Origin of the sequence: Lentilactobacillus diolivorans DSM 14421 (assembly GCF_001434255.1) — a bacterium.
GTDB lineage: Bacteria > Bacillota > Bacilli > Lactobacillales > Lactobacillaceae > Lentilactobacillus > Lentilactobacillus diolivorans.
The window spans coordinates 28,380-44,659 of sequence record NZ_AZEY01000028.1 but is presented as its reverse complement, the minus strand read 5'-3'; the positions used below and the strand labels follow the sequence as shown (position 1 = coordinate 44,659).

14 protein-coding genes and 1 pseudogene are annotated in these 16,280 nt (G+C 40.7%); 7 read left to right on the top strand and 8 right to left on the bottom strand.

Going from position 1 to position 16,280, the window contains the following annotated elements; genetic code table 11:
- Window positions 1-61: 61 nt before the first annotated feature.
- Window positions 62-1,588, bottom strand: coding sequence for a ribosomal protection-like ABC-F family protein (abc-f, locus tag FC85_RS03225; RefSeq protein ID WP_057864125.1), 1,527 nt, complete (start codon window positions 1,586-1,588; stop codon window positions 62-64).
- A gap of 568 nt (window positions 1,589-2,156) precedes the next feature.
- Between abc-f and FC85_RS03220 the strand changes: the two genes are divergently transcribed.
- A complete protein-coding gene (locus tag FC85_RS03220) occupies window positions 2,157-2,345 on the top strand; it encodes a hypothetical protein (protein WP_057864124.1) in 189 nt (62 codons plus the stop codon).
- A gap of 309 nt (window positions 2,346-2,654) precedes the next feature.
- On the opposite strand, the gene FC85_RS03215 is transcribed toward FC85_RS03220, so the two are convergent.
- Complete coding sequence (locus FC85_RS03215; RefSeq protein ID WP_057864123.1) at window positions 2,655-3,287, bottom strand: DNA alkylation repair protein; 633 nt, start codon at window positions 3,285-3,287, stop codon at window positions 2,655-2,657.
- An 80-nt stretch (window positions 3,288-3,367) separates the two neighbouring features.
- Between FC85_RS03215 and FC85_RS03210 the strand changes: the two genes are divergently transcribed.
- Window positions 3,368-3,901 carry a GNAT family N-acetyltransferase gene (locus FC85_RS03210; protein WP_057864122.1) on the top strand — a complete coding sequence of 178 codons (534 nt, stop codon included), beginning with the start codon at window positions 3,368-3,370 and terminating at the stop codon, window positions 3,899-3,901.
- A 416-nt stretch (window positions 3,902-4,317) separates the two neighbouring features.
- On the opposite strand, the gene FC85_RS03205 is transcribed toward FC85_RS03210, so the two are convergent.
- Window positions 4,318-5,178, bottom strand: a complete 861-nt coding sequence (locus FC85_RS03205; protein ID WP_057864121.1) for a metallophosphoesterase family protein — start codon at window positions 5,176-5,178, stop codon at window positions 4,318-4,320.
- Window positions 5,179-5,533: 355 nt separating this feature from the next.
- Window positions 5,534-6,850, bottom strand: a complete 1,317-nt coding sequence (locus tag FC85_RS03200; RefSeq protein WP_225427627.1) for a D-alanyl-D-alanine carboxypeptidase family protein — start codon at window positions 6,848-6,850, stop codon at window positions 5,534-5,536.
- Between the two features lie 240 nt (window positions 6,851-7,090).
- Between FC85_RS03200 and FC85_RS03195 the strand changes: the two genes are divergently transcribed.
- From FC85_RS03195 to FC85_RS03185, 3 genes and pseudogenes are all read left to right on the top strand, one after another.
- A complete protein-coding gene (locus FC85_RS03195; RefSeq protein ID WP_057864119.1) occupies window positions 7,091-7,831 on the top strand; it encodes an ABC transporter ATP-binding protein in 741 nt (246 codons plus the stop codon).
- Window positions 7,809-9,026: pseudogene (locus FC85_RS03190) on the top strand (ABC transporter permease). The gene FC85_RS03195 and the pseudogene FC85_RS03190 overlap by 23 nt, the downstream one beginning before the upstream one ends.
- 23 nt (window positions 9,027-9,049) lie before the next feature.
- The gene (locus tag FC85_RS03185; RefSeq protein WP_057864118.1) at window positions 9,050-9,691 is read left to right on the top strand and encodes a TetR/AcrR family transcriptional regulator; all 642 of its coding nucleotides are present in this window, start codon (window positions 9,050-9,052) and stop codon (window positions 9,689-9,691) included.
- Window positions 9,692-9,807: 116 nt separating this feature from the next.
- On the opposite strand, the gene FC85_RS03180 is transcribed toward FC85_RS03185, so the two are convergent.
- Together FC85_RS03180 and FC85_RS03175 are read right to left on the bottom strand one after the other, a co-directional pair.
- On the bottom strand, window positions 9,808-10,548 hold the full coding sequence (locus FC85_RS03180; RefSeq protein ID WP_057864117.1) for a glycosyltransferase family 2 protein: 741 nt from the start codon (window positions 10,546-10,548) through the stop codon (window positions 9,808-9,810).
- Window positions 10,549-10,617: 69 nt separating this feature from the next.
- A complete protein-coding gene (locus FC85_RS03175) occupies window positions 10,618-11,451 on the bottom strand; it encodes a TMEM175 family protein (protein WP_057864116.1) in 834 nt (277 codons plus the stop codon).
- A gap of 338 nt (window positions 11,452-11,789) precedes the next feature.
- Here FC85_RS03175 and FC85_RS03170 point away from each other — a divergent pair, with 338 nt between their 5' ends.
- Window positions 11,790-12,692, top strand: a complete 903-nt coding sequence (locus FC85_RS03170; protein WP_057864115.1) for a 3-hydroxyacyl-CoA dehydrogenase — start codon at window positions 11,790-11,792, stop codon at window positions 12,690-12,692.
- 383 nt (window positions 12,693-13,075) lie between these two features.
- On the opposite strand, the gene FC85_RS03165 is transcribed toward FC85_RS03170, so the two are convergent.
- Both FC85_RS03165 and FC85_RS03160 read right to left on the bottom strand, forming a co-directional pair.
- A complete protein-coding gene (locus FC85_RS03165; protein WP_057864114.1) occupies window positions 13,076-13,810 on the bottom strand; it encodes an L-ribulose-5-phosphate 4-epimerase in 735 nt (244 codons plus the stop codon).
- Between the two features lie 20 nt (window positions 13,811-13,830).
- Window positions 13,831-15,438 (bottom strand): xylulokinase, encoded by a 1,608-nt coding sequence (locus FC85_RS03160; protein ID WP_057864113.1) that lies wholly within the window; start codon window positions 15,436-15,438, stop codon window positions 13,831-13,833.
- Window positions 15,439-15,933: 495 nt separating this feature from the next.
- Between FC85_RS03160 and FC85_RS03155 the strand changes: the two genes are divergently transcribed.
- Entirely contained in the window at window positions 15,934-16,179 is a 246-nt protein-coding gene (locus FC85_RS03155) for a GlsB/YeaQ/YmgE family stress response membrane protein (protein ID WP_057864112.1), read from the top strand.
- Window positions 16,180-16,280: the final 101 nt, after the last annotated feature.

Below are 16,280 nucleotides of genomic sequence, written 5' to 3'. Positions count from 1 at the left end.
AAAGATATTTGTCCAAGCCCCTGCTATTTAACTAAATTCTTACAACCCAATTTGTGAAAAATTATCGGTCTACATGAACCGCTGATTTCAACTTTACCAATGGTTCAGTCTTGATGGCCTCAATGAATGCTTGATCGTGGTCAATCACCAACATCGTCGGTTGAATCTTCAAAATGAGATCCTGAATTTGCTGGCGGGTAATGACGTCCAAATAATTTAGCGGCTCGTCCCAAATATAGAGGTTAGCTTTCTCACACAGTGATCTGGCCAGTGATACCTTTCGTTTTTGTCCCATGCTTAATTCACTAAGATCCTCATCAAATGCTGAACGCTCAAATCCTAATTTACGCAACATGTTTAATAATTCCGAAAGTGCAACATGATAGGCGGTGGCATAATCCGCAATTGAGCCACGTAACTGCTCAAAGTTCTGGGTCAAATATGACGTCTTAATTGTTGCATTAAACGAAATTGTGCCGTTTGAAACCAGCTTGTGTTGCCCCATTATCGCCTTAATCAGCGTCGTTTTACCAATGCCATTCGGGCCAAACAGTACCAATCGTTGACCCCTTTGCAAATCAAAAGATAATGGTTGATTCAAATCCTGACCATTTCGCTGAACTTGTAAGTCAGCTACCAGCAACAGATGTTCTTGGTGCGGTCTTTCGTAGTTCAAAGCAAGTTGCGGTATGTCATCAATATTTTTAAGCAGCCCTTTCTTTTCTTCAATGGCTGTTTCCTCCCGTTTCAGTGTATTTTGTGCTCGTTTCATCATCTTAGCAGATTTATGTCCCAAGAATCCTTTATCCAACTGAACGTTCTGCTCGCGTTTTTTATGGCTCCCCTTGCTCTTCTTGCTTTCGGAATGACTAGCCCACTGTTTGGTCTGATTGGCACTGGCCGTTAATCGTTTGACTTCAGTTTTTAAATGTTGCTTTTCAGATTGTTCTGAATCATTTTCACGGTCAAATTCACGTTTCCAAGTTTCGTAATTGCCATCAAACAATTGAATTTTAGCCCGATCAATCGAGAGAACATGATCAATCACTTGATCAATAAAGTAACGATCATGACTCACAACAATGAACCCTGTTTTTTGTTTTAAATAATCAGCAACCACCTGGCGCCCTTCGATATCCAAGTGATTAGTCGGTTCATCAATGAGCTCGAACGTCCCACTTTGACTAAACAGGACTGCCAATAGTGCCTTGGTCTGTTCACCCGGACTTAATGTGGCAAACGACCGATCAAGAACTTCATCAGTCAATTTCAACTTATCCATTTCAAGTTGAATCCGCCAAAGGTCACTTTCAGAATACCCGGCCAGTTGCATCAAGACATCAGCCGTTTTTGAGTCTGGGTGGGCAACCGGCTGCGGAAAGTAATTAAACCTGACATTTGATTGAATGTCACCCTGATAAGTCAGTTGGCCTAACAGCATTCTTAGGAAGGTTGTCTTACCCCGACCATTTCGACCAATCAATCCCAGTTTCCACGACTCATCAATGTTTAAACTAAAATTATTGAAAAGTGGTGTCAGCATACTATCATATCTGAATCCTAAATTTTGAATTTTAATTGTTCCCATAAGAGATCACCTCATTTGGCCATCTCATCAAACAGGTCATCTATTTAACATATAAAAAAGGCCGCATGCAAAAAAATTGCAAACGGGCCTTCTGAACTTTGAATTGTCGTGGATGTTTAATTAGAATGACACTAAATTTCGATTCTAATTCTCACATTGATTCTTGAAAACACATTCCAAGAATCGTTTAGATAACGATTGGTTAAATTCTTGACAATACTCTAAACCAGTTATCCTTACCATCTTACAAATCGCACAGAAAACCCCTGTCAACGAGACAGCGAGTCAGTATTAATTTCTGTATTAACGATTTGCAATTTTCAATGCGTGTCACACCTCTCTTATTAATTACTTTAGATGATAACCAATTTACATCACAATTGCAAATTTGGTGGATAATCAGAAACTAATTTACATACCCCGAAATGGGTGACATTACGATGTTAGTTCACTATAATGAAGGCGGTAAGAGAAACGCGGGCAATAGATTCCAACGTTTCAAAACGGTCTAAATTCAACTAATTGTTTGCGATTCTACATACCAATAATAGTAGGGGGCGCGATAGTGATGGATGAGAACTTAAAAATCACGTTGATTGGTTTGTTGACTTTGATAATTGGAACAATTTTTGCTTCAATTGTCGCAAGCTTTGGTTTTACTAACGTACTGCCTGGTCTACTTTCATTCTTAGTCGCAGCTATTATGGTTGTTATTGGATTTAGATTCACAGATCACCACCTTGCTTCAAGACATTGAGGTAAGGTGCCGGAGAGAGATTCTCACGATCGTCAGGGGAACTTGGCGGGGTGGGAATTTTTTTAGAGTGTGAAAAGCCGCACTCAGCTTCCAGAATATAAGGCACTTAAGCGGTATCCCTGATTTCGGGGATACCGCTTAAGTGCCTTATATGGCCGGAAGTTGCGGCTCTTTCACACGTTTTGGCTAAGTTGCCAGAGCAAGATAAAAATCAAATATTATATCTGACCGCAAACTACTTGCTTTTACCCATTTCACCTCAGTAAATCATTGCAATCCAAATTCCAAATTAGTTTACTGCACTCCTATTCATAAATACTCACTGCCTTCTTTAACCGCCAACTTGGACAGTTGATGTTCGCTCATGAATGTTGTCACCCACTGGGGATTAAATTTACTATAATTTCTCAACGCCCAACCAATTGCTTTTTGAATAAAAAAGGCATTGGTCTCAATGTCATACTCAATTGCTTTGGTTAGTAATCCCGTATCTAATGTCTCTTTTTCCAATAGTTGCAACGTAATAGCAACTCGGCGCATCCAAAAGTTATCATGTTGATAGAATAAGTTAAAGATCCGTTCCTTTTGCTCGGGATGAAGCCTGACATATTTTTCAAACGTTTTTCGCCATGAATCTACCGTATCCCACCAAGACTTAATTTGGATATACTTAGTCAATGTTTGAATATCGTCGAATGTTAGTCGTTTGACGTTTGCATCGCCAATATCAACGGCCACATACTGATATTCGCGAAACGGACGTTGATATAACGTTTCAATCTCAGCCAGCACTTCATTCAAAGGCGCTTTTTTCGACGATTTGATAAAAGATTTGGATTGTGCTTTTCGTTCCGGTGCTTTTAAGCCTAAAAATTTAAATTGATTACGCATATATTTTTCCATATAGATCTGATTTTCGGAATTACCAGTCATCGTAAACATGCTAAAGCCCCCTTAAGCCGTGTTCAATTCTGCTGACACAAATAGTATACTTATTTTAGGGAAGAAAATGGAGTGAAATCATGTTTATTAATCAAATCAACGAAAAAATTGCATTGAAATTACCGACTCAATCTGACGCGGAACCTTTACTGGAACTCATTGACGAAGACCGCCAATATTTAGGAAAATGGCTGCCCTGGGTTAAATTACTAGTTGCCACGTCAGATGAACGCGACTTTCTTCAAGATGGTGCCGAAAAAATGGCCCAAGGTAATTTCTGGTTTGCCGTCATTTTAGTTGATGGCGAAGTTGCAGGTATGCTCGATTTGCACGGTTTCAATCAGACACATCATCGTTGTCAAATCGGTTACTGGTTGGGCAGCCGATTTCAAGGCCGGGGCGTTATGACGATCTGCGTTGCTGCCCTGGAAAAAATTGCGTTTGAAGAATTAAACATGAACCGATTGGAATTAATGGCGGATAAGCACAATCAAAAAAGCCGCAGCGTAGCCGAACGCCGTGACTTTTATTTAGATGGGATTTTAAACCAATATGCATTTTATAACGGTGCCTATCGAGATATGGCACTTTATTCAAAATTACGACAGAAATAAATGATCAAGTTTAGTCGGAACGTGCAAAAGAGCCGCAGCTTCCGGCCATATAAGCCCTGCAAATTAATATTCCAAAATCAGGAATATTGGTGCTTTTGGGCTACCGTGCCTAAACGTGCAAAAGAACCGCAACTTCCGGCCATATAAGCCCTCCAAACCAATATTCCAAAATCAGGAATATTGATGCTTTTGGGCTGCCGTGCCTAAACGTGCAAAAGAACCGCAACTTCCGGCCATATAAGCCCTGCAAATCAATATTCCAAAATCAGGAATATTGGTGCTTTTGGTTACCAAGCCTAAACGTGCAAAAGAGCCGCAGCTTCCGGCCATATAAGCCCTGCAAACCAATATTCCAAAATCAGGAATATTGGTTTGCAGGGCTTATATTCTGGAAGCTAACCGCGGCTTTTTGCACTCTACCCCATTGCATTCTCCATCTGCCGCTTCATCAATTTAGGGTCAACAAAATTCGTATTTGGAATCTTAAACGTATTAATTGTCTTAGTACCTAAGCGCAGTAAACGTTGCTCAACACCAATTTCGTCGCCATCAAGGTGAATAATATTATAACTCGTCCCATCCACCACAAAATGCTGGTGCGGATTGGCACAATTAATATGATAGGCTGTGGAATCAGCCACAACGTTTAAGACGCCATTCTGTAGATACGTATTTGCAAAATGAACATGGCCTGAAAAGATCGCTCTAACATCCGTTCCGGAAATTACCCGTTTTAATTCATCACCATTTTGAAGAATACTGTATTTCATTTGCTTTACCGGTGCTCCCAGTAGTGGATGATGCATAAAAATTAGCCCTGGCTTTTCCGAATGGCTCAATCGATCACTTAACCACTCCAACTGAGCTTGATCCAAGTATCCCTGTTCAATATCGCCACACTTAGTATCCAGAAAGTATAAATGCCAATCATTACTTTCAACGTCAAAGTAATAACGTGGTAGTGATGGTTTACCTAAATAGCCTTCGTAAAATTGATCAGTTCGATCGTGATTGCCCAGAATCGCTTCAATCGGGGTCATCAATCTTTCTTCCTCTTGCTGAACAATATGATGAAAATGACGATACGAATCCTCGTCACCGTTATGAACCAGATCGCCAGTGATCACAATTAAATCCGGGTCAACATTAGTTACGTAAATATCATCAAAAACTGACTGTAACTTTTCATAAGGATCAATTAACTGATGATTTGCTGGTTTGGCCCCATCAACAGTTAAATGAGTATCAGAAATTTGAACAATTTTATAATTAGCCATCGCGTTCACTCCAAGTATGATTATTATTGCTCTAAGTTTAACCTATTTTAAGTACAACGGAACCGGATGTTTGTAAAGATTAGCGCATCTTTACGTATCAATTTGGTAAATGAATGGGTGCCGTTTTTGGCTACCGTGCCTAAACGTGCAAAAGAGAGACAGCTCCCGGCCATATAAGTCACATAACCCCATGTTCCAAATTCAGGAACATGGGTGTTCCTTGGCTACCGTGCCTAAACGTGCAAAAGAGGGACAGCTCCCGGCCATATAAGTCACATAACCCCATGTTCCAAAATCAGGAACATGGGGTTATGTGACTTATATTCTGGGAGCTAACCGTCCCTTTTTGCACTCTCTAAAACAGCTTCACCACCGTCTCAATCAACCTTGCCATCAATGCCACCAGTCCGACAAAAATATTCAGGATAAAGTTACCGATTTTTTGCCACCATGATTGATTTTTAACCTGTTTAACTGTCTTTTTATTTACGTTTGCTTTAATCGAATTAGCTGCCAGCATTGGTACCGCTGCCGTTCGACCACCCGATAGCTTAATCAGGGTATTACCAACAATTTCGCCCTGCTTGACCGGAAGCTTTTCTGTTGTTTTGGTATACTGCTTAGTGCTCTTGGTTTGCGTTGATCCCCTTCTCAGCCAGATTGCCGTTGCCTTCACCTGCGGCGTCGCGGTAACAACATGCTTATCAACACTAAATTGATGAGTAGTCAACGGGACTTTAACCATTCGATAATGGCGATCAATCGATTTAATCAACTTAACCATTGACGAGAAAATTGTATTACTATCAATAATTGTTGCAATGAGATGTCGGCCATTCTTCCAGTATGAAATAGTGAGACATAATCCAGCCGTATCCGTAAAACCGGTTTTTAATCCATCGACATGATTAGCTTTTTTATAGAAAGCACCTCCCGGCAGTAAGCGATTACTGTTAACCAGGACCTGATCGCCCACCTTCATCGCTGACTTTTTGCTCCAATTGGTAATTGACGGAAATTCAGTCAGTACTTTAGCGGCAACCGTTGAAATTGCCTTGGCACTCACCATGTTCTGTGCCTTATTACTTGATCCTGGAATTTGAAGATGATACTTCCTTAAATCAGTATTGTCCAAGCCCGAACTACTAACAAAGTTGGCATCAATGTGCCATTTTTTAGCCTGTTGATTCATCTGTTTAATAAATTGCGTATTATTACCATTGGCCACGGCTTGCCCCAGTGCAATGGCAGCTGAGTTTGATGATGCAATTAATGCCGCTTGATACAATTGCTTAACCGTATATTGTTTGGAATGCTTAATCTTAAATGTCCCTAATTCATAACTTTTGCTCATTTTAATTAATGGCTTACTAACCGCCACTTTTTGATTCCAGTTTAATTTGTGCCGATCAATAGCCTGTTTGGTTAAATACAAAGTCATCAACTTGGACAGACTGGCGATTGGCCGCTTCTGATTACCGTTCTTTTGATAAATCATCTGACCAGACTTGACATCCATCACATAAATTTCCTTTGCTTCAAACTGATACTGTTTTTTATTTGTTTTAGCATAAGCATTATTAAGTGGTGCCAAAGCCATAAACAATGTTGCGATCATAATCAGCAACCTACTTGTAATCTGCTTATGGGATGGGTTGACATGAGTTTGCAAAATAAGATCCACCTCTCTTGGATATTTAACTAATTTATCGTACCGCAAGCTGGTCAAAAGTGAAGTAGCGGGTAAGAATCTTTAGTGAAAATTAGAGTGTCTCAGCAAGTGATTTGTTTTCGAAACAGTCACCCCTAAGCAACCACCGTATCAATCAAAATTAAGATAAACCTTGCACATTTCAATAAATCAATTATACTAGTGAGTGAGGACTTACTCATTAAGAAAGAAGTGATCATAATGGCAATAACTATTCAAGTTAAAGATTTGCAACAAGGCTATGGCAAGACCATTGTCTTAAAAGACATCAACTTAACTGTTCATAACGGTGAGATTTTGGGGTTGATTGGTCCCAGTGGCGCTGGAAAGACAACGTTAGTCAGCACTATTATGGGGATGCTGACCCCTCAAAAAGGAACCGTTACCGTTTTGGGGCAACAAATGCCCAATCGAAAATTATTGGCTAAAATTGGCTACATGGCGCAAACCGATGCGCTTTACAGTACCTTGACCGCACGAGAGAACTTAAAGTTTTTTGGCGCCATGCAGGGAATTAGCAACGATGCGCTCAAAAAGCAAATTCCCTACGCTGCCGGCATCGTTAATTTAAACAGTGATTTGGATAAATACGTCAAAGATTATTCTGGCGGGATGAAACGTCGGTTATCATTAGCTATTGCCTTGGTCTCAGATCCCGAATTACTGATTCTGGATGAGCCAACCGTTGGCATTGATCCCGAACTTCGGCAGCAAATTTGGGCCGAGTTACGAAAGATTGCCAAGCAAGGCAAGACCATTTTGCTGACCACCCACGTGATGGAAGATGCCGAACAATCAGACCAGCTGATGATGATTCGAAACGGCGTTGCAATCGCTCAAGGAACCCCGGATCAATTAATTAAAGATTTCCAAGTCGACACAGTTGAAGCAGTATTCTTAAAAGCAGGGAGGCAGCAAGATGAGAACAGCCGCAATGATTAAACGAGTTTTAACCGAAATGTTACGTGACAAACGCACACTCGCATTAATGTTTCTTGCCCCACTCTTAATTTTGACATTGATGTATTTCCTTTTTCAATCCAATACAGATCAAACTGCGTCATTGGGTGTTCGAAATGTAGACAGTACGTTGGTCAAAGCAATTAAAAACAATCACATTAAGTTTCATCAGGTATCATCCAACGCAAGCGCTGAACAGGTTATCCGCGATCACGATTATGCTGGACTGATTGCTCAAAAAGGTAATAAAATCACCTTAACGCTTCAAAATAGTGATCAAAGTAAAAGTGCGATTCTGAAACAAAGTCTCCAGCAAGCTCAGGTCAAGCTAAAGATGTAAGCTGCCGGAACAGCAATTAAAGCCCAACAAAAAGCCCTAAAAGCACAACAGCAAGCTATCAAGAAAATGCAGCAGGCCTTGGCCGCTGCTAGTCAACGATCGGCAGCTCAAAGTCCCACTGCTGCTCGGCAACAACAAGCAGCCCAGCCTCAAACATCACCGGCACCTGCCAACAAACCCAAGGGTGCGACTAATTACACGGTTAATACCCACTATTTGTACGGCAGCAGCGATTCAACGTTCTTCGATACCCTCTTACCAATCATGATCGGATTTGTTGTCTTCTTCTTTGTTTTCCTAATCTCGGGAATTGCCCTATTACGAGAGCGGACAACCGGCACCCTAAATCGTTTATTAGCAACGCCGGTTAAACGTGGTGAAATTATTAGCGGCTACTTAGCCGGCTATGGTATCTTTGCTTTAATCCAAACATTACTAATCGTTGGGTTCAGCATTTACGCCTTCAAAATTCAAATTCTGGGCAGTATTTGGAATATGTTGCTGATTAACATTTTATTAGCATTCGTTGCATTGGCAATGGGGCTTTTTATCTCAACTTTTGCTCAATCAGAATTTCAAATGGTGCAATTTATTCCGGTGGTTGTGATTCCTCAAATCTTCTTCTCCGGAATTATTCCAATCGACCAGATGGCCAATTGGCTGCAGCCCGTTGCCAGAATCATGCCGTTATACTACGGCGCTAGTGCCATGAGCAATGTTATCGAAAAGGGTTTTACATTCATGGATATTCTGCCAAAGCTCGGAATCCTGATCGGGTTTGCAGCTTTATTTCTCATTTTTAATATCATGTCCATGAGGCGTTACCGCCAAGTTTAATCAAAAGGAGGCCACCGAATACGATGGCAATCAACAATATCCAGGCACTATTTGCCGAGAGTTTGAACGAACTCGAACTGACTGATAAACAGAAGGCCGTTCTGCGAGCCAGTTTAACGCTATTTTCCGAAAAGGGATTTAATAATACCAGCACCAGTGACATTGCACAGATGGCCGGCGTTTCAGAAGGCACTGTTTATAAACAGTTTAAAACCAAGGAGGGAATTCTTGCCGCAATCATCGGTCCTTTCATTCAGCGGGTTGTTCCGAAAGCCGCTCATGAATTTACTGAAGCAGTGATAACGCCACCTTACCCAGACTTTAGTCGCTTTCTTGAAACAGTCATTAAAAATCGAATGGATTTTGCCGTCGATAACATGCCCCAACTGCGAATTGTGCTTCAAGAAGCGATTACCAACCAAGAAATGTTAACCGGACTTGGTCATCTCCTGGATAATTTGATTTCCGGGCCACTCGGAACAGCATTCCGTCACTATCAAAGAAGCGGGGAATTAATCAAATGGCCCCTCATTCGAATTGCACGCTACCTTGTGACAACCGTTATGGGATACGTTCTTCCCGCAGCACTGGCCAATCAACCCATCAACACAAATCAAGCAAGTAAAGAAGCAGCAGAATTTCTAATAAGAGGACTAACACCCTAAGCTGATTTTTTTAATAATGACTAAAGGCCTCACCAAACCAAATTCTAATAAAATTTGGTTTGGTGAGGTCTTTATTTTTTAAAATCAGGTATAACAACAAGGAGTGCAATTGCCATTTACACTGTTAAGTCCATGCCCATCTCATCAATATGCCGCCGAACAACCTGCTCCTTAGCCCTCATTTGATATGTGGCACTATGGATAATACTGTTACTTCGGTTAACTTTGTTGTAAAGAGGTGCCTCATAGAGTAAAAATTTATGGGAAGCCAACATGTAATCCGCGGTAAATAACAGGTCTTCAGCTAAATCAATTGACTCATCAAATCGAATCCGGTTATCCCGAATAATTGACATCCGAAAGCCTTTGTTCCAAGTATAACCACCAATATTGTCACCACGGTAATTAATAGAATCATAAGCCCGCCGTTTGGTTACCGTCTCATACTGCGGATTTTGCTCACGATCGTAGCCACCTCGCCAGCCCCAGCTAAAGCCAACAATCATCAGGTCAACTTTAGGATCAGCCAACCCAGTCACCATGACCTCCAAGTATTTGGGGTCCAGCAAGTCATCGCCATCAACAAAGACGATAATGTCACCTTTAGCATGATCAATTGCATAGTTACGCGCTTTTGAAACTCCTTCATGCTTTTCAAAATAGTATGGTCTAATCCGATCGTCCTTTTTGGCAACGGCTGCAATCGTTTCAGCCGTTCGATCAGTTGACGCATCATCAACTAAAATAATTTCAAAATTTTGATAGGTTTGTTTAAAGACACTATTCAGCGTTTTTTCCAGATAGTTGCCCAAGTTATAGGTGGGAATTGAAATTGTTACTAAGGGTTTATCAGCCATGGTAAACGCCTCCATTCATATTTTGCAGTCAGTTTAATCTTTGAAGGGAGGTTGGTCAATTAATTACACTTAGTCTCGCTCACGCCCCTGATGATGATCTTGGTGGGACCACTTCATAACGTCAGCCGCTGATAAATTTAATTCCTTTTCAACTTGCTGAGAAAAATCCTGCCAAGCCTGCTTTTGAGCTTCCGGGTTGCTACCAATCGTCCTTGTCCGATTCCGATAATCATGAGCCAAACGTTTAAATAATCGCCGTTGACTGGCTGATAAATTCACAAACGCTTCCCTGCCATGACTACCCAAATCACCGATATCATTAAACTCCTCATTATCAGCCGCATGGCGAATAAATGACCGAATGGGAATAATGATGAAAAGAATCAGTGAAAATTTCGGTAAAAAATAACCAATGACAATCAAAACCGCATAAGAAACCCAAGATTCGTAAAACGCTCGTCCATAAATCACATTGTACAATTTTCGCATATCATCCTTGTCAGTGTATTTATCGTGGACAATTGACCTGACAATTCGCCGAAACAGGACTGAAATAATTAAATCCAGTACGCCGTACATTACAACCGTCATTGAATTGGTATCGATTGCCATTAGCCGAGTAAACGTTGGGATCAACGACGCAAAAAAGATTAAGATCAAATCAACAACGACCAGTCCATTTGAAACCTTCTCAACTTCATTAAAAACAACTGCGTGTTGATACCACAAGTTGGCAATAAAACAAAAACTAACCGCGTAAATGCCAATCGCCGTGAACAAACTTTGATAATTCAAGACACCATTGGTAATCTCAATTGGTAGCTCTAACACCATCACCGTAATCAAAATTGCAATAATCGCATCGACAAATACATCGAGGCGATCCTTTAATTTCTTTTGCATTTAGAAATCTCCATTTTTCAAAATATACACCAGTATAGTCTTTTGATGTGAACTTGGCTATATCCATCGAGCCATAATCACTGGAGAGCCAGCCTATCGCTGTAATTATGAGTTATCTCACATTGGAACTGACACTTTCATGCTTGTGATTCTTACATCGAAATGCGTGATAATAAACCGCTTCCCGCCATATGTAATAACAGTCATAATGAGCTATGCCCTGCGAGTTTCACCTGACATAATTCATTTAACCAAAATTGAGTTCAGATCCGGCACTTTCATTGTAAACGCTTTCACATAGAGATAAAATAATCGTAAAGTCAGAAGGGACTGATATTATGGATATCAAAAAAGTTGTTATTTTAGGTGGTGGTGTTCTGGGTAGTCAGATTGCTTATCAATCTGCTTTTTCAGGACTACAGACGATTATTTACGATATTTCAGATAAGGCAATTAGTAATGCAAATAACAAGATTGCCACATATCCTAATCAATACAAACACGATATCAAAGCTACCGATGAGCAAATTGCCAAAGCCAGTAAGCATCTTTCATTTACAACAAGCTTGAAATCGGCAATTACGGCTGCAGATGTGATCGTTGAAGCTGTTCCTGAACGCATAGATATTAAAGAATCAACCTTCAAAAAACTTATGCCTTATATTGGTGATAAAACTTTGTTGCTAACAAATTCATCTACCTTAATTCCAAGTCAATTGATTAATTTTGTACCCAATAAAGACCGATTTATGGCGATGCATTTTGCAAATTTAATTTGGCTACACAACGTAGCAGAATTGATGTGGGCTCCTGGAACACCACAGGCTACCATCGACGATGCCGAAGACTTTGCCAAAAAGATTCACATGATCCCCATTTTTATAAAAAAAGAAATTTCAGGATATGTGATGAATTCAATTTTCTTACCAATGATTAATGCAGCATTATCTCTTTGGGCAAATGGTTTTGCGGATCCAATTTCTATCGATAAGAATTGGATGGTTAGTATGGGAGTTGACCGTGGTCCGTTTGGATTCCTTGACATTATGGGGTTAAACACCGCGTTTAATATTGAAATGGAATTTTATAAAAATTCAAAAGACAGCAATTATAAGAAGATAGCTAATAAACTGGCCGAATATGTAGAGGCTAATAGGTTGGGAGTCGCTACTGGTGAAGGATTTTATCATTATCCAAATCCAGAGTATCAGAACCCTAATTTTGTGAAAATTCATCAATAAACATTTGGCTTGGCATAATAACGTTAGACCAACAACCATTTTTGAATGATGCGATTCCCTTAGTAATAAATGATTACTTTAGTGACAAATAGTTTGATAATTTAATTTTACTGCAATTCCAAAAAGTAATCATAACCTATGACTCGTTCACATTTAGGTTACTACAGCCGAAACGTGTGCCAACAAGCAGCTCCCGGCCATATAAAGCACTTCGGCCGATATCCCAAAACCGGGATATCGGCTGCTGACCGGGTTACTGTGCTGAAACGTGTGCCATGAAGCAGATCCCGGCCATATAAAGACAAACAACCGGATATCCCAAATTCAGGGATATCCGGTTGTTTGTCTTTATATTCTGGGATCTAAGCGCTTCATGTCACACTCTAGTTTTTTTCATGTTCCGCATGCGTCTTTGACTTTGCACTGTTTTGACCATAGTACGCATTCTTACCATGTTTACGATAATAATGCTTATCCAAGAGATATTGTGGTACATGGATTTCATCACGTGTTAGTTGCAATGCGTGATAACTAATTTCTGCTGATACCTCAAGCACCTTGGCATTATATACTGATTTGTCGGGTGTTGGGCCCCATGCAAATGGACCATGTTGGCTAACTAAGACAGCAGGAACAGCATCCGGATCAACGCCACGTTTTTCAAATTCATCAACGATAACCTTACCAGTATTCAACTCGTAAGCTTCCTTGATCTGTTCTTCTGTTAAGGCTGGTGCACATGGCACATCGCCATAGAAAGTATCGGCGTGGGTTGTACTTACAGCCGGAACATCCATCTTGGCAGCAGCGAAAGAAACCGCCCAAGGTGAATGGGTATGGGTAATTCCGCCAATATTTGGAAAATGGTTATACAAGTAAGTATGAGTTGGGGTATCACTTGATGGATTCATGTCACCCTCAACAACCTTACCATTCAAATCAACAACCACCATGTCTGATGCTTTCATCTTGTCATATGGCACACCAGAGGGTTTGATGACAAATAATCCCTTGTCACGGTCAATTCCGGAAACGTTTCCCCAAGTAAAAGTAACAAGGTCCAACTTAGGAAGCTGCATGTTTGCTTCATAAACTTCTTGCTTAAGTTCTTCTAACATGATTGATTCACCTTTCGTTTTTACTTCATTTTCATTGATTTAACAGCTTCACTTTCAACTGGCAAGGCAACCTTGTAGTTGTCGATGAATTTATCGTATCCCTGAACACTGGCAGGCTCTGGGAACAAGGTTGCTTTAGTTGCATCCTTAAATACCCGGTTGGCCAAATAGTCTTCAAGTGATTCGCCGTTCTTACGGTTGACACAGAAGAGCGCTAGGACAGCCATTCCCCATGGACCACCTTCACCGGCATTTTCCATAACAGAAATCGGCGTGTTAAGGGCATCAGCTAAGACTTGTTGGGCAACAACGGGCGTCTTGAAAATCCCACCTTGAGCAACCAACACATTGGTCTTAATGTGCTCTTCGCGTAATAAGATATCCATCCCAATTTTGAGGGGTGCAAATGCTGAATAGATTTGAGTCTTAATAAAGTTGGCCAAATTCAATTTTGCATCAGGTTTACGAACAAATAGTGGTCGACCTTCTGGCATCTTGGTAATATTCTCACCTGAAAGGTAGGCATAGTTAACTAGGCCGCCGGCATCCTGATCGCCCTTAACTGATTCGGCAAACAAAGTGCCATAAAGATCATCCGGTTTAAGCTGCAGGCCAAGTGCTTTGGCAAATTCGCCAAATAAACCAACCCACGCGTTAATATCAGAAGAACTATTGTTGGTATGAACCATGGCAACTGGGGCACCGTCCGGCGTGGTTACCATATCGATATCACGGTGAACAGCTTTCATTGGACGATCCAAGACAACCATTGAGAAAGCTGATGTGCCGGCTGAAATGTTACCAGTTCGCTTCTTAACACTGTTGGTTGAAACCATCCCAGTCCCTGCATCGCCTTCAGGGGGCGCAATTAATGATCCGGCTTCAAGTTGGCCGCTTTGATCCAACAATTTGGCACCATCGGCAGTCAATTCGCCAGCCTTCTTACCAGCAGGTAAAACAGTCGGCAAAATATCAGGCAGGCTCCAAGGATATTTTTGAACTTCCGGCAAACTGGTAAACTTGTCGATCATTTCCTTATTATAGTTAACAGCTTGATCGTCAATCGGGAAGACACCAGAAGCATCTCCCACACCTAAAACCTTTTCACCAGATAATTTCCAAGTCACATAGCCGGCCAGAGTCGTGATGAAATCAACGTTCTTAACATGATCTTCATTATTAAGAATTGCTTGATAGAGATGTGCAATACTCCAACGTTCTGGGATATTGAAGTTAAATAGCTTAGTTAATGCCTCGGCAGCTTGGCCGGTAATATTATTCCGCCAAGTTCTAAAAGGTACTAAGAGTTCGTTCTGTTTATCAAAGGCCATGTATCCGTGCATCATTGCACTGACACCAATTGCCCCAATTTTCTTTAAATCAACTCCAAATTTATCATGAACTTGAAGTGCTAAGGTTGCATAACTGGTTTGAATACCGTCCCAAACTTTTTCAAGCGGATAGGTCCAAATACCATTATCTAATTCGTTTTCCCAAAGATAATCACCAGAAGCAATTGTCTGGAAATCATCCGTAACCAAGACCGCTTTAATTCGGGTTGATCCCAGCTCGATACCCAGTGAAATGTTTCCGCTTACAATTTCATTTCGTACGCGACTTTCGTCCATCGTTAAATCCTCCAGAGTACTACATAGTATAATTACGTTTACTACCTAATTGTAAAATATTGATACGGATAAATCAATGGCTTTTAATATTTGTAGAATAAATTGGCGGTATTCAATCGCCACATCACTGTTAGAATGATGCGCACATATTTGAACAAAAGCATCCCTCATTGCTGATTGGGATTCAATTACCAGTTCACAAATTAGACAGCCAATCCCGGCCTTGTTACCATGAAATTACGTTAGTAAATTGGTTATCGCAGGAAAGTGGATTACTTAAATCCAGTTCTAATTGTCCTAAAATCATCAAACCGTTACCCCTTGATTTTCAAAATATTAGGAGGCATTAGCATGCAAAAAAATAGTGGTTTCTGGTACAAACTATCTGCAATCATTGCAATTGGCCAACTCGCATTTTCCCTTTATAAGCAAATCGACTCACTTAGAAAGGATCGTCAAAAGCGAAATTAATCCAAGTTAAAGGAAGTGATTATGATGCATTGGATATGGGTATTGATTGTCGGTGCCATCATCGGCGTAATTGCTGGTGCCATCACTAATCGAGGTAAATCCATGGGTTGTATCACCAATATTATCGCCGGCTTAATCGGCTCTTCGATTGGTCAAGCATTATTGGGCTCATGGGGACCTCACTTAGCCGGTATGGCGCTGGTACCTTCTATCTTAGGTGCCGTTATCTTAGTGGCAGTGGTGTCATTTTTTGTTGGCAGATCTGATTAAATTAACTAAAATCAGAGTGCGATAAAAGATAATTTCCGGCCGTATAAGGACTTATCTAAATGTCTAAGCCTAAAAAAATTTCATACTTAGCCGAAACGTGG